At 36.2% G+C, this 14,603-nt stretch carries 15 protein-coding genes and 3 pseudogenes; 4 read left to right on the top strand and 14 right to left on the bottom strand.

Annotation, left to right across the window (positions count from 1 at the left end):
• Positions 1–593: 593 nt before the first annotated feature.
• From J2S10_RS05315 to J2S10_RS05290, 6 genes are all read right to left on the bottom strand, one after another.
• On the bottom strand, positions 594–1,508 hold the full coding sequence (locus tag J2S10_RS05315; protein ID WP_307405091.1) for a tyrosine-type recombinase/integrase: 915 nt from the start codon (positions 1,506–1,508) through the stop codon (positions 594–596).
• A 244-nt stretch (positions 1,509–1,752) separates the two neighbouring features.
• Positions 1,753–1,878, bottom strand: a complete 126-nt coding sequence (locus tag J2S10_RS05310; RefSeq protein ID WP_307405089.1) for a hypothetical protein — start codon at positions 1,876–1,878, stop codon at positions 1,753–1,755.
• A 287-nt stretch (positions 1,879–2,165) separates the two neighbouring features.
• Positions 2,166–2,909 carry an amino acid ABC transporter ATP-binding protein gene (locus J2S10_RS05305; RefSeq protein WP_307405087.1) on the bottom strand — a complete coding sequence of 248 codons (744 nt, stop codon included), beginning with the start codon at positions 2,907–2,909 and terminating at the stop codon, positions 2,166–2,168.
• 20 nt (positions 2,910–2,929) lie between these two features.
• The gene (locus tag J2S10_RS05300) at positions 2,930–3,613 is read right to left on the bottom strand and encodes an amino acid ABC transporter permease (protein ID WP_307405084.1); all 684 of its coding nucleotides are present in this window, start codon (positions 3,611–3,613) and stop codon (positions 2,930–2,932) included.
• A gap of 12 nt (positions 3,614–3,625) precedes the next feature.
• Positions 3,626–4,447, bottom strand: a complete 822-nt coding sequence (locus J2S10_RS05295) for an amino acid ABC transporter substrate-binding protein (RefSeq protein WP_307405081.1) — start codon at positions 4,445–4,447, stop codon at positions 3,626–3,628.
• Between the two features lie 360 nt (positions 4,448–4,807).
• A complete protein-coding gene (locus J2S10_RS05290) occupies positions 4,808–5,056 on the bottom strand; it encodes a helix-turn-helix domain-containing protein (protein WP_307405079.1) in 249 nt (82 codons plus the stop codon).
• 65 nt (positions 5,057–5,121) lie between these two features.
• On the opposite strand from J2S10_RS05290, the gene J2S10_RS05285 reads away from it, so the two are divergent.
• Complete coding sequence (locus J2S10_RS05285; RefSeq protein ID WP_370876147.1) at positions 5,122–5,388, top strand: AAA-type ATPase lid domain-containing protein; 267 nt, start codon at positions 5,122–5,124, stop codon at positions 5,386–5,388.
• Here the strand turns inward: J2S10_RS05285 and J2S10_RS05280 are convergent.
• Both J2S10_RS05280 and J2S10_RS05275 read right to left on the bottom strand, forming a co-directional pair.
• Positions 5,347–5,502, bottom strand: a pseudogene (locus J2S10_RS05280) (sigma 54-interacting transcriptional regulator); the annotation flags it as partial. The gene J2S10_RS05285 and the pseudogene J2S10_RS05280 sit on opposite strands and share 42 nt — an antisense overlap.
• Positions 5,503–5,553: 51 nt before the next feature.
• Entirely contained in the window at positions 5,554–6,711 is a 1,158-nt protein-coding gene (locus tag J2S10_RS05275) for a trans-sulfuration enzyme family protein (protein ID WP_307405076.1), read from the bottom strand.
• Between the two features lie 994 nt (positions 6,712–7,705).
• Between J2S10_RS05275 and J2S10_RS05270 the strand changes: the two genes are divergently transcribed.
• Complete coding sequence (locus J2S10_RS05270; RefSeq protein WP_307405074.1) at positions 7,706–8,422, top strand: response regulator; 717 nt, start codon at positions 7,706–7,708, stop codon at positions 8,420–8,422.
• A gap of 101 nt (positions 8,423–8,523) precedes the next feature.
• Here the strand turns inward: J2S10_RS05270 and J2S10_RS05265 are convergent, their stop codons facing one another.
• The 5 genes and pseudogenes from J2S10_RS05265 to J2S10_RS05245 all read right to left on the bottom strand — a co-directional run.
• Positions 8,524–9,093 carry a class I SAM-dependent methyltransferase gene (locus J2S10_RS05265; protein WP_307405073.1) on the bottom strand — a complete coding sequence of 190 codons (570 nt, stop codon included), beginning with the start codon at positions 9,091–9,093 and terminating at the stop codon, positions 8,524–8,526.
• A 335-nt stretch (positions 9,094–9,428) separates the two neighbouring features.
• A complete protein-coding gene (locus J2S10_RS05260) occupies positions 9,429–9,821 on the bottom strand; it encodes an OsmC family protein (RefSeq protein ID WP_307405070.1) in 393 nt (130 codons plus the stop codon).
• Positions 9,822–9,907: 86 nt separating this feature from the next.
• Complete coding sequence (locus J2S10_RS05255; protein ID WP_307405068.1) at positions 9,908–10,486, bottom strand: peroxiredoxin family protein; 579 nt, start codon at positions 10,484–10,486, stop codon at positions 9,908–9,910.
• A gap of 22 nt (positions 10,487–10,508) precedes the next feature.
• Positions 10,509–11,216: a cytochrome c biogenesis CcdA family protein gene (locus tag J2S10_RS05250; protein WP_307405065.1), complete on the bottom strand. Its 708-nt coding sequence runs from the start codon at positions 11,214–11,216 to the stop codon at positions 10,509–10,511.
• A 211-nt stretch (positions 11,217–11,427) separates the two neighbouring features.
• A pseudogene (locus J2S10_RS05245) lies at positions 11,428–11,697 on the bottom strand (TSUP family transporter); the annotation flags it as partial.
• 411 nt (positions 11,698–12,108) lie between these two features.
• On the opposite strand from J2S10_RS05245, the pseudogene J2S10_RS05240 reads away from it, so the two are divergent.
• A pseudogene (locus tag J2S10_RS05240) lies at positions 12,109–13,065 on the top strand (IS110 family RNA-guided transposase); the annotation flags it as partial.
• Positions 13,066–13,137: 72 nt separating this feature from the next.
• On the opposite strand, the gene J2S10_RS05235 reads toward J2S10_RS05240, so the two are convergent.
• Positions 13,138–13,998: a LysR family transcriptional regulator gene (locus J2S10_RS05235; protein WP_307405061.1), complete on the bottom strand. Its 861-nt coding sequence runs from the start codon at positions 13,996–13,998 to the stop codon at positions 13,138–13,140.
• 189 nt (positions 13,999–14,187) lie between these two features.
• On the opposite strand from J2S10_RS05235, the gene J2S10_RS05230 reads away from it, so the two are divergent.
• Positions 14,188–14,577, top strand: coding sequence for a tautomerase family protein (locus J2S10_RS05230; protein WP_307405058.1), 390 nt, complete (start codon positions 14,188–14,190; stop codon positions 14,575–14,577).
• Positions 14,578–14,603 lie beyond the last annotated feature (26 nt).

Raw genomic sequence — 14,603 nt, 5'->3', positions numbered from 1 at the left:
TGTAAGCCTGTTAGCCGATCATGTGCCTGTAACACATCATGGATTTTCATATTTCTTAGTCTTACTCATCCACAGCTATCCTCACATTAAGTGATATACACATTTCTATGTATCGCCATTTTAGACCCGTACATTCAGAAGTTCGTCAGCTTTACCTTTTACTGTAGGTTTTTAAGCATTCTCACCTTATTCATTCAACTCAAGCATCATGATTTACACCACCCCCTCGGGTAGGCTTTCGTCAGCCGAACTGATACGGTAAATTCTTACGCCTTTTTGCCGAGCTTATAACACTTTCATTCTTACTAAATCAAGTGCTATTCGACGCAGAGAGAGCCCTTCAAGACGTTACTCTATCATTTGACTCTTCGATATAATCCTTCAGTTCCAACGGAACTGTCTAGCCTTTACCTGAGAGATGGGACCATCCTCAATTTGAGCTAGAAACATTTCGCACAAGAATATGGCCCGATTGTTGAATACTAAATAGCCTATGCTCCCGATGGTCAATTTTTTACGAATTTCTTCTATTATATATTGGTACTTTTCAATTTAATGTCGTATACCTTTACTAACTTAGATCATCTTAATAATTAAAATTTCGGCATAGCTTCAACAGCATCCGCCAAATCACTATAGGAATCTCTTAAATATTTTGCAGTGGTCGAAATATTACTATGTCCTGCTAATCTTCGAACTTTTTCAATGTCATTATTGGTTGCTTTTAACATCCATTTGCAAAATGTATGCCTGAACATATGGGGTGTTAATTTTTTCTTCGGTAAGCTGTAACTTTCAATCATCGCCTGAATTCCACGAACCGTAAATTGGGGTGATCGCTGGCTATAAAATACATAGGATGATTCTTCTACATGAGGTTTCCTGTTTGACATTTCTGCTCTAAACATTAACCAGTCGTACAGTTCTTGCCATAAGGTATTGGACATGGGCACCGTCCGAATCTTCCGTCCTTTCCCAACTATCCGAATACGTCGCAATTCCATATCAAGATCGGTTAGCTTTACGTTTGAAAGTTCATCTACCCTCAAACCAGCGTATGTTAATAAATAAATAATGGCTCGATCCCGGCAATATTTTTCTTCTGGATCTACTCCTCTGCTTTTGACCGGTGTCTTTCTTACACGATTCAAAAGATCTTCAAACTCTTCTTCTGTCAGCCACATGATTTTTTCGGAATCTTCATCAGCTGATTTGATATTTTTAATTTCTACCATCGGGTTATGCTGCAGCTTCTTATGTTTAACGGCCCAGGAATAAAAACTGCGCAAAGCATTTAACCGACGATTAATGGTGGTAATAGCCAATGGTTTCCCCTCTTGTGGATGTAACAACCCATGAATCCATTTTCTTACATCCGTTGCTGTCACAAAACCATCAGGCCGAATATGTAAATCTTCTAAAAAGATAAGGATATCATTACGATAGGAAATAACGGTTTTTGAGGTCTTGTCTTTTTTCTGAAGATTGGCAATATACTCTTCCAGCATGGATCTCACCTCTTAACTTATATGCTGAGTTTAAACCTCTAAAAATCATATCAAATTGACCCAAAATAAACATTATATGATGAGTATATCATAAGATTTTGGTAGTTTAAATGAATATAATGTATATTATACGCTAAGTTAAAATTTTAATTATCTACCTTTCTAATAACCTGCTATTTAATACGAAGGTCCAAAACACCAATAAAAGAATCTCCTGCGCCAATTAATGAAACGCAGGAGCATTTTAAGAATGAAGGTATCCATATTGAACGTGCTGCTCGAGCAGTGAATTGAAGGCGGAGATATTGTGATTGATAATGGCTGTACTAGTAATGAGCTTCCGATTAGTTGCTACTCTTGGTAATTTCATTCGTATATTCTCTCCCTTGAAGATACTTTTTATATTCATTTTTTATAACTTGATCAGAAAGATGAACATATTTATCATTTTCGCTATGAATATAGTGTAAATCTGCCGTTCCGTACTGTTTTTCGATTCCCAAGTTTGAAAATATTTTCTTAATTATTCAAAAAAAGATTGCAATTGAAATTTGCAATCCTAGGGTAAAGTTATAAGATTCTGTCGTTCTAACTTGCGGGAAAGTGCCGAGTAACGAGTTTTCCATTCTTCCGCAGCTTGGGGGTACCGGCCCTTACCTATGAACAAAGTTTATTTAAAAATTGTAATGTCCGTTCATGCCCTGTATGTTCAAAAATTTGTTGAGGTGTTCCTTCTTCAACGATTACACCTTTATCAATAAATACGACTTTATCCGCTGCTTCACGCGCAAAATTCATTTCATGTGTCACTACAACCATGGTCATTCCTTCTTTAGCAAGTTCTTTCATGACCTTTAGAACCTCACCAACTAACTCAGGATCTAACGCGGAAGTAGGTTCATCAAAAAGCAGAACTTCAGGTTCCATTGCCATCGCCCGTGCAATTCCTACACGTTGTTGTTGTCCACCGGATAGCTGGGATGGATAGTGGTTCGCCCGTTCCGATAATCCTACCTTTTCGAGCAATTGAAGAGCCTTCGTACGAGAGGCTTCCTTGTCTTGTTTACGAACGTAAACAAGACCTTCCATAACATTTTCAAGTGCAGTCATATGGGGGAACAAATTGTAACTTTGGAAAACCATACCCGTTTGTTGACGGAACTTAATCACCTTATCTTTTGGAACTGGTTTTTTATCCTGAAAATCCAAAGAAAACTTTCCAAGCTTAATGGTCCCTTTTGTAGGCGTTTCCAATAAATTCAGACAACGTAACAAGGTTGTTTTCCCTGAACCCGATGGCCCAATAATACAAACTGTATTGCCTTCCTCAATTTTTAGATCGATTCCCTTTAAAACCTCTGTTTGTCCAAATTGTTTATGCAGGTTCTTTATTTCAATCATGTATATTTCCCCCTATCAAATTAGCCCGTCACATAACGATCGAGTCGTTTTTCCATCTGTCCTTGTGCATTCGAAAGAACGGAGCTGAAAATCAAATAAATAAATCCTGCTAGACAATAGAGTACCAATGGTTCATAGGTTGTTGCGGTAATTTGCTGAGCAACTCTAAACATTTCAGTCACCGTAATGGAAGCGGCCAACGATGTATCCTTTACCAAGCTAATAAAACTGTTTGCCAAAGGCGGGACAGATACCCTTGTTGCCTGAGGGAGAATAATTCTTTTTAATGCCTGCGGATAGCTCATCCCAATAGAATAAGCCGCCTCCCATTGACCTTTGGAAATGGAGAGTATAGCCGCACGAATAATCTCTGAGTTGTAGGCGCCAACACTAATCGTAAAACCGATAATCGCAGCAGGAAGGGGGCTAATCGTGATGCCTATACTCGGAAGGCCATAGAAAATGATAAACAACTGAACAAGCAGCGGTGTTCCTCTAACCACCCATACATAAAATCTTGCAATAGCGTCCAGAAGTTTAATTCCCGAGATTCGAGCTAATGCTGTAAGTAAAGCAAGAAGGAGTCCCAGAAAAAAGGATACTAATGTCAAGGGAACCGTAAACGCAACCCCAGCTTTTAACATCGGGAAAAAGGAATTTACAATGATGTCAACAATTCGGACCATTCTTTCGTCAGCAAACATGTAGAACCCTCCCTATTTTGAAACATCTTTTCCAAAGTATTTTTGTGAAATACTTAAATATTTACCATCCTTCATCATGTCAGAAAGCGCTTTATTTACGGCCTCTACCAATTCTTTATTCCCTTTTCTCATCATTACTCCCATTTTTGCCGGTTCATCAAGTTCTGCTACAGATTTAATCGGTGCATCAGGTTTTTGCTTTTTGAAATCTAGGTAGGATAGTCCGTCATTTACAACCGCATCCGCACGTTTTGAAAGTAATAAATCAATGGATTGATTAAAACCTTCTACTCCAACAATCTCAGCACCATAAGATGCTGCTATATCTTTATAGTTACTAGTTAATGTCTGAGCTGATTTTTTTCCTTTCAAATCTTCAAATGATTTAATCGTATTATTGTCCTTGTGAACAATTAAGAAAGGTTTTGACTGAATATACGGCACTGAAAAATCGTATTTTTTCTGGCGGTCAGGAGTAATTCCTACATTATTGGCAATAATATCGAACCGCTTTGAATCGAGTCCTGCGAACATACCGTCCCATTGGGTTTCAATGAATTCTGGTTTTACACCAAGTCTTTTTGCTACTTCCTCCGCGATTTCAACATCAAAACCGGTTAACTTCCCTGAAGAATCATGGTAGCTAAAAGGTGCAAAGGTTCCTTCTGTTCCAATTTTAATGGTCCCACTCGATTTAATTTGCTCTAGCAAATCCCTACTCTCATCTGCCTGTTTGCCTGGTTGACTTGCTGCCGGATTTTCGGCATTTCCGCATGCAGATAATACAAATGCTACGAGTATCGAGAAAGCAATAATGATAAAACTCTTTTTCATAAATAATTTCCCCCTAAAATTTTTAAAAGAATGGATGATTTGCAAATTATTAGTTTTACTTTTCTGTATCATTTTAATATTCAGAAAACTCTTTCTATACTTTCAAATGGACTCCACCTCCTCCTTTTCGTTATCTTATTATGCAAGAGTTGTGCCAAAATTAAATCCTTGTTAATTCAACATTCCTACTATCGAACGAGTTGAGAAATTCCCATTTCCGCGAAGAATATAGTGATAACCTACCTCTCCGTACTGTTTTTCGGTTCCCAAATTTGAAAAAAATATTTCCAAATATTCGAAATATCCCCCACGGAGACGAAAAAAGATTGCAAATAAAATTTGCAATCTTAGGTAAAGTGATCAAACTTTTAGATTGTATCGTTCTAGCTTACGATAAAGTGTCGATAAACTAATTTTCAATTCTTCCGCTACTTTTTCCTTATCTTTTCGATCTTGACCACCTAAGAAGAAACTTTGGATAATAGATTTTTCATATTCGGCCACCATCTCATCTAAACTTAACCCTCCGGTATGAATAGGTGCTTGAATTTGGTACAAATAATCCGGAAGATCATGAAAGCCAAGTACATCCAATTCTGCTATATTCACCATATACTCCACAACTACCTGTAAATGTTCGTAAGATAACAGCTACACATCGCAATTTAGAAGAAATGGTTCAAAACGGTACATTCCGTGAGGATTTATATTATCGAATCAATGTGATCCCGCTGCATACAAAGTTATTGAAGGAGAAGAGGGACGACATTCCCTTCTTTCTCCAGTACTTCATTTGTAAGTATTGTTCGAACTTAAGTCGTTCGTACTTAACTATGGATCCACAATTAGAACAATGGCTAATCCAATATGATTGGCCTGGGAATATTAGACAGTTGGAAGGATTTGTTTCCTCCCACTCTTTCAATCTCATTTTCCTTTAATACCCTAAGACGTTTAGGCTGCAGGGAAAGAGGGAGATCTCCTATTTCATCAAGAAAGATAGTTCCATTATTCGCCAGCTCAAACTTCCCTGCTTTTCCCTGCCGGTTTAATCCTATCCCCGGCTTGATTACTCCCGCCCGACCGGTACCCCAGAAGCCGCACCGTTATTCTAATGCCATTTCGAGATCCTTCCATATATCTTCTACATCTTCAATTCCAACCGAAAAACGAACGAGTCCATCATAGAGACCTGCTTTTTCTCTTTCCTCTTTAGGGATTATCGCATGTGTCATCGAAGCTGGATGTTGAATTAATGTACCTACATCCCCTAGGGAAACTGCTAAAGTACTCAGTTTTACTGAATTCATAAGTTTAACGCCTGTTTCGTATCCCCCCTTCAAGACAAAAGAAATCATTGCTCCAGGACCTTTCATTTGTTTCTCCATGATATTTTTATCTTCAAAACTTGCTAGTCCTGGAAAATAAACCTTCTCTATAGCCTTATGTTTTTCCAAGCGTTCAGCCAAAATTTGTGCATTTTCTTGTGAACGATCCATGCGAATGTGCAATGTCCGTATCCCTTGACAGAGAAGCCAGGCATCCATAGGCGCCAAATTTGCTCCCATAGTCTTCTGCACTTCTTTTCTCATCGGATCAATAATTTCCTTGCTGGAAATCACTAGTCCGCCAATAAGATATCCATGACCCGACAAATATTTTGTTGCACTGTGGATGACAATATCAATGCCGCATAGAATAGGATTTTGTAAGTATGGGGATAAAAACGTATTATCAACAACAGTCAAGATATCCTTTTGCTTAGCGATCGCCGCTACACTCTTCATATCCACTAAGGAAAGCGTAGGATTGGAAGGGGTTTCAAAGTAGACCACTTTCGTTCTATCTGTAATGTGTGGTTCAAGCTCATCCCCTGTCTTAAACGGTACAAATGTTACATCAATTCCAAATTTCTTTACCGTTTTAGTTAGAAACGCGTGCGTCGCCCCATACAACGCTGTGTGTGCAACAACGTGATCTCCTGCCTGCAAAACACCCAAAAGGCAACCAGTTATGGCAGCCATACCAGATGAGAAAGCCAAACAACCTTCACCAAATTCCAATGCCGCTACCTTCTCTTCCAGTTCTCTTACATTTGGATTTCCCAGGCGTGAATACATAAATCCTGGATCTTCTCCTGCGAAGCGTTGTGCTCCTACTTCTGCATTATCAAAAACAAATGTTGAAGTCATATAAACAGGGGTGATGTGTGAGCCATGCCCTGGATCTTTATTTACTTTTACTAGTTTTGATGAATAGTTCATTATTATTACGCCTCCTATTTTAGTAATCTGAAATGTTGCCGTTTTTATTTCTTCCTATTAGTTGTATATAAATCTTTATATGCAAAATTTATGCCAACTCTGTAAACCTTATAAAATCTACAGTTTCATTATTAAAATTCTTTATTTATTTTCATTTTTGCCAAGGTGCACTGCAAAACATAGTAATGATCGAACTTACCACTTTAGCAATATTGATAATACTTTTCCAAAATTGGAAAGAATTTAGCTCCCCTTCTAATTTCATTTTGCAGACAAGTCACTGTTCCTTCTCCTGCACTACCTAAGAAAAAGAACCATGCTCAAATATCACCAGGGTCCATTTTTATTATTCTGTATTTTAAAAAACTACTCGCCTATAGGATTAATGCGGGCTGCCTAATAATTTGCCGACTCCATAGATTTTTTCAAAAAGGCTCTTTTCCCGTAAGTGCTCCTTTTCTGACGAGTTTCTTCCTATTGATCTTTGCTGCTGACTCGTATGACCCAAATTTCCGAACGTCCATTTTTTACTCCCTTTCCTGAAAATTCTATCTCTTATTCTATCAAAATGTTCGTAAAAGTGGTTTAAAACTCACGGACGTTCAAAAATGATTTTTAGACTTATACGAACTTAAAAAACAGCCCTTTTTGGGCAAAAATAACCTGTTCGTAAAAGTGTACTTTTTCGAACGGGTTTTCATTGAACTCAAAAATTATCTTTCCCTAAATATTTTTGGATTTATCAATATTAAGTTGGTTACAGATTAATCATAAAATAAATAATTAATATGGATTGATGAAAAAAATGAAGTCTGCAAATAGATTTCGGTCTACATGTTAATTACAATAAGAATTAACACTGTAATCAAGAGATATTTTTTTAATTAAACTTGCTTTGCTTTTAAAATGTATTTTTACTATTCACGTTTCTTTATGCATTTAGGTTGAATAATGTTATCATTTTTTAGAGATTTATATCAAAGGATGAGTCTTTATGATTACTAATTTGATTGGAAAATCAGTTTTAGTTGTGGAAGATAATGATAAAATTCGTCATCTTGTAGGGTTATATTTAAAAAAGGAAGGATATGAAGTTTTAGAAGCAAAAGATGGATTTGAAGCCAAAAGGATGATTGAACAGTATGATCCTTGTATTTTACTACTTGATTTAGTACTTCCTAAAATAAGCGGTGAAGAAATATGCGTGTGGTTGCGGAATGATTTAAAAAGCCAAATGCCCATCATTATGCTAACAGCAAAGGCTTCTGAAAAGGAACGTATCCATGGGTTTAAATTGGGGGCTGACGATTATATCGTTAAACCATTTAGTCCAGGGGAATTAATGGTGAGAATTGAAGCCGTTCTAAGAAGAACGGCTAGCAGATGTAATAAAATAAGTTTCTCTGGTCTTACGATAAAACCCTTAAAAGGTGAGGTCAAAATAAATGGAGAATTGCTCGATCTCACGAATTTTGAGTATAGGCTTCTACATGTCTTAATGCAGCACCCCGATCAAATATTAACTCGAAGCCAAATTCTTTCATACATTTATGAAAACAATGAAAAAACAGTAACCGATAGAACAATAGATGTACATATTAAAAATTTGCGTGAAAAATTGAAAAAAAAGACAAAGACAGAATATGTAGAAACAGTCAGAGGAATGGGATACAAATTCGTTGGCAATCAAAACTATATAAATTATTTTTAACAAAATTAAAAGCAGGAAGAGGTATAGTATGCTTAATTATTGTTACTATAAAAGGCTGCAGGCATTGACCAGCAGCCATTTTTAAAAATGTTCAATAAAGTTTACTGAATTGAAATAGCGTATACTTGGTTATTAAGTTCGGTTACTTCCACTTGAAAGTCATTTTTTTTAAGTTCTTTTTGCAATTCTTCTGAAGGAATTCTCTCTTTAAGTGAAGGACCCATTTCAGATTCTACTGCCTGCCATTCCACTAATACTATTTTACCTTCCTGCTTTTTGATCCTTTTTAACTCATTGTAAACTTTCTGTCGATCTGGAACTTCATGAATAACAAAAGCAATAAGGATTTTATCTACCTCACCATCATTGATTGGAATACTCTCCAGATTGGATTCTACATACTTAATATTTTTGACATTTTTCATCCTTGCATGTTCTTGTAGAAAATGTAACATTTTAGGCTCTATGTCTACTGCATAAACTGTTTGATCAGTATTAATTGCAAGTGGAACAGTAAAATACCCATTCCCCGCTCCAAGATCCGCTACGACATCACTTCGTCTCAACTCAAAAAGTTCCATAACCATTTCAGGAGCAATAATTTGTTTTCTTTTTGGATCAAGTAATTTACTCGCTTTATCAGGATTAAATCGATGTCCATGACCACTCATTTAGTCCAACTCCTTTCAAGATAAAAACACTATAATATTCTCAATGTATGTAAAGTTACCGTATACTCATTCGAACATTTTACGTTCTAGCTATTTAGCTTTTTATCACTACATACAATCAGACGGTTTTCACAATATGGTATAAGTTGTGTATAATGTAATTTGATTCATTTAATTGGACTCCACCATTTAAAGATGGATAGTACGAAAGATCAATTTCCAAATACCATCATAGGTATATATTTAAAAAAATGATTTATATGTCAATCGTATCAATTTCCACTTTAAAATTAGGATTGTTTATTTTTAAATTGTTTTTACTTTTCAATGGTACATTAATTTAATTCTCGAATTTCAACTGTTTCATTTAGTACAATAGAACCCTTTACTGACTGAGCCATTCCACAGTTTTTCAAGGCCACTTCAAGTGATTTATGAAGCTGTTGAAGATTTAAACCTTTCCCCTCAACTACATAGTGAAGATCAATCTTTGTAATTTTATTTGCTTCCTGCTCATTACGTTCAACAGAAGATGTAATTTCAATACCAGTATAAGCTATCCTTTTCTTATCCAAAACTTTCCGGAATACACCGCCACTGCAGCCTGCAATAGATGATACTAAAAGTTCTACAGGTCGATAACCGATGTCTGAATTTCCGGAAATAGATAAATCACCAAATTCAAAATGACTTTTAAAAGCTCCTGAGTCAGCAAGTGTAAATTTCATTATTGTGTCTCTCCTTTTAATAAACCTCTACAATATTTTTTATTTTTAAATTCTACTAACAACTAAAATAATTAATTTACCACTTTCTAGTTTATTTTAGACACTAGTGTTTCGATTGTCTCTTTACTCATAGGCCCCACTATTTTTTGTTGTACAATACCCTTTATATCAATAAAATAGCTAGTTGGTATGGTAAAAGCCTGATACAAATTTCCTGCATTCCCCTTTTCATCTAATAAGACAGGAAATGTTAAACCGTGATCTTTTATAAATTGCTGAATATTATCCTTATTTTTCTCTGCTGTTGTTAAGTTAACGGCAAGTACAATGACATTTTTATCTTTATTTTCTTTATAATACTCTTCTATATTTGGCATTTCAGCTTTACATGGCGGGCACCATGTTGCCCAAAAGTTTAAAATGACTTTTTTCCCCTTATAATTGGAAAGTTTAGCATCATCTCCATTTATTGTTGTCAACTTAAAATCAGGCGCCATATTTCCCTTTTGGATACCTAATTTCTCTGCATCTTTTGATATAGCTGATATAGAGGGTTTCTCAATATGACTCTCAGTGTTTATCTTCGAATTCTGATCAAATATAGCCCACCCCAGAAGTCCAATTAATAAAACGATTGGTGGAATCATTGGATCGATTTTTTTCATTTTTAATAGGCACCTTCCTTAGTTAACTAGTAAAAGCAGATAAATAAGAGCTGATTTTCGCCATTTGGCCTGTAAACAATAAAACCCCCAAAATTAACATGACACAGCCATTAAGGACTGAAAGTGCTGGAAGCCATTTATTTATTTTTTTCATCCATTTTAAGGAATAGGTAACAAGAAACGAGATCAAAATAAATGGAATTCCCAATCCCATAGAATAGATCCATAACAACCCCATTCCTGCGTATACGGTGTTTGTGGAACTTGCAAGAAGCAAAATGGAAGACAAAGCAAGCCCGACACATGGAGTCCATCCCGAACCAAATGCCATTCCAATAAGAAAGCTGCGAAAAAAGCTCACCTTTTTATTGGGATCTGTTTCAACACGCTTTTCTATCATTAATATACGAAGCTTTAGGACACCTACCATTTGAAGGCCAAATAATATAATTAAGATCCCACTGATTTTCTCAACCAAATCTCGATATTGTGCTATTACTTGCCCAATAAAACTGGCCGAAGCACCCATGGCCACAAATATTACGTTAAATCCTAAAATAAAACTAAGCGAGCGAATGAGTAATACCCTTTTATTTGCCATAACTTTACCGTCTTTGAAGCTGGAATCTGTTAAATGTGAAACATACGCTGGGACTAAAGGGAATATACAAGGGGAAAAAAAAGAGAATATTCCTGCTGTAAATGCAAACCAAATGCTGAGGTTTTGCATCGCTATACCTCCTCTCAATTTCAAAGACTATTATTAACCACCATTGTTAAGATAAGATTAAGAATGCCCAACTTTTTTTTCAAAGTGCTTCTTAAAGAAAATTAATAAGAGCAAAAGAATGGTATAGAACCAATTCTTATAACTCAAGAAGTCTCCTTCATTATCAAAAAGGTTTGCTAAAACAATTTGAAAAAAGCAAAATCCAATTGCATAAGAGAAAAAAGGAGGCACCTCCTGCCCCGACTATACCCGCACTTATCCCAACAATAAATGCAAGAACCACAGCCAGCCATTTATTAATTTAAATTTGCTCTATACGAACATCGTCAATTCCTTTTTTAGGGATAAACATTAGAATAACTGCTGCGATCGCAAGGATACCATAAACCAAGTTAATGCCGTGCTCGGGTAGTAAATGAGAACCGTAACCGCCAATAAAACTTCCGATTAATACGCTTATTCCCATATATAGGGGTAGCGTTAGGAAAATGCGGATTTACAACGTTGAGGAAATTACAATATTAAAAAGCCCAATTTTCTCAGTATTAAAATTGAGAAATTGGACTTTTTTCGTTACTCCAGAAAAGCGCCCTATTGTTGAAGATCATTGCTTAAATCTTATTCAAGATAAGCACCCGTTAGCCACCCATGCAGCGCAAGCGCTGCACCACAGAGAATGAAAATTGTTTAAAACCGTCAATAATGATTCTACGGCTGGGAGAGGAAGGTCGATACACTATGGTGCGTTAGAGCCCATCCGTTAGTCTGACTCCAACGACCTCGGTGCATCACAGACTGTCGCTCCCTTAAGGGAAGCACTCATAGTAGATTAATCCTATTCTGGTTGTTGCACCAGCCTCTAAAAATAGTAGCCGTAGAAAGGAAAATTTCAATGGATGTAATCATTGAACGAGCATGTGGTATGGATGTCCATAAGGACAATTTTACCGCCTGTATTATGACACCAGAAGGAAAGGAGATCCAAACGTTTTCAACTAAAACAGTTTTTCTATTAAAACTAATTGATTGGATTAAGGAGTATGGGTATACCCACGTTGCAATGGAGAGTACAAGTGTTTACTGGAAACCTATTGTTAATTTACTTGAGTCCGAAGGAATTGAGTTTTTAGTTGTAAATGCTCAACATATGAAAGCACTCCCAGGTCGTAAAACAGACGTCAAAGATGCAGAGTGGATTGCACAACTTCTACGTCATGGATTACTCAAAGCTAGTTTTATTCCAGATCGAAATCAACGTGAGTTACGGGAACTTGTTCGCTATCGTAGGAGTATTATTGAAGAACGTGCCAGACAACACAATCGCATTCAAAAAGTATTAGAAGGAGCGAATATCAAACTAGGATCAGTTGTTTCTGATATTATGGGAGTTTCTTCAAAGAATATGCTTCGTGCGATTGCAGATGGTGAAGATGATCCTGAGAAACTAGCAAACCTCGCTCAGCGTACATTGAAACGAAAAAAAGATGAACTTGAGATCGCTCTTAAAGGGTATGTAAACCCCCATCAACGATTAATGTTAAAAACTATTTTAACGCACATTGATTTCCTAAGTGAACAAATCGAGATGTTAGATCAAGAGGTAGCCCAAAGAGTAAGTTCCTATCAAGAAGATATAGAACGACTCGATTCAATTCCTGGCATTGCCACACGGATGGCTGAGCAAATCCTAGCTGAAATCGGAACAAATATTAAAAAACAGTTTCCTGGTTCTTCACATTTATGTTCTTGGGCAGCATTAGTACCAGGATATAATGAAAGCGCAGGTAAAAGGAAATCATCCAAAACAAAAAAAGGAAACAAGTATTTAAAATCCGCATTAACAGAAGCCTTATTCACAATCTTTTTAATTAAAATAATCCCTAATCCCTTAAATTATGCTTCTATTAATTAACAATCTCATCTAATGACTTAACAGATCAATAAATTTTAATAAAGACGTCGGTACGTACTTATCTTTTCGATAGATGAATACTGTTTTGACTTTTCCATATAAATTCGGAATGGAATGCTGTCTAAGGATTCCGTCTTGTACATGCTTTGTAACAACACTTTGTGGAACCATACTTACACCTAGACCAGCAGATACACACCCGACGATTGCATCCAGTGTTCCAAATTCCATTATCTTTTTGGGAATTACCCCCTCTTGACGTAACCATTGTTCAAGTTTTTCTCGATAAGAACATCCAGCATGAAATACAAGCAGCGTCCTTGTTTGTATATCTTTAAAAGAAGAAATAGGGGGATGAATTGTATCGGTAATGAGTACCAATTCCTCTTCAATTACTTCCTTTTCAATGAGTTCGGGGTGTTCAATAGGTCCAGCCACAAATGCTCCATCAAGTTCATACTGTAAAACTCCTTGAATATTTTGTTCAGTAGATCCTGTTTTTAAAGTTAAATCAACATCTGGAAAGTCTTTATGATACTTTGAAAGCAGGGCTGGTAAGCGAACTGCTGCGGTTGTTTCCATTGAACCAATAATTAACGGACCACATGGTGTTTGATCATCGTTCATTACACTTTTTGTTTCTTCTATAAGATCAAATATTTTTTCCGTGTATGTTAATAACATGCTTCCCTTGGCTGTTAAAGCAGTACCACGATTATGTCTATGAAAAAGGGTTGTTTGAAGATCCGATTCCAACTGCTGAATTTTCATAGTGATATTAGACTGTGCATATTGAAGTTCTCTTGCTGCTTGCGAAATACTTCCCAACTTTGCAACAGTCTGGAATATTTTTAATGTATGCAAATCCAAAATAATCTCTCCTTAATTTGAAATATCCTTTGCCATCAATTATAGTGATACCAAATATCATTTTTAAGTATTATACCATATAACAAAAAAGCGATATGATTTGTATATACTACATTTTAACTGGAGGTTAATATTTGTAAAAATACACATTCTAAAAACGTTATTGAAATTTGAAGGGAGACACAAAAAATGCCATTATTACGCTTTGATTTAATAGAAGGTAGAAACGAAGAAACGCTAAAAAAATTATTAGATTCGGCTCACCGTGCGATGGTGGAAGCTTTCCAAGTGCCTGAAAGTGACCGTTATCAAATAGTTCATCAACACCCGCCGCATGAGCTAATAATTGAGGATACAGGACTGGGGTTTAAAAGAAGCAAAGACCTTGTAATTATTAGTATTGTTAGTAAAAAAAGAACTGTTAAACAGAAAGAAACCTTATACTCACTTCTTGCCCATTATCTTGAATCTGATTGTGGGATTTCACCACAAGATTTGATCGTTTCTATATCAGAAAATAGCGATGCCGACTGGAGTTTCGGACTAGGAGAAGCACAATTTCTAACAGGTTCATTATAGCTTATAAAGATATGCTTTATATTTGG

Source organism: Neobacillus ginsengisoli, assembly GCF_030813055.1.
The sequence above is the reverse complement of the archived record's forward strand: the minus strand, read 5'-3'. Positions and strand labels throughout refer to the sequence as shown.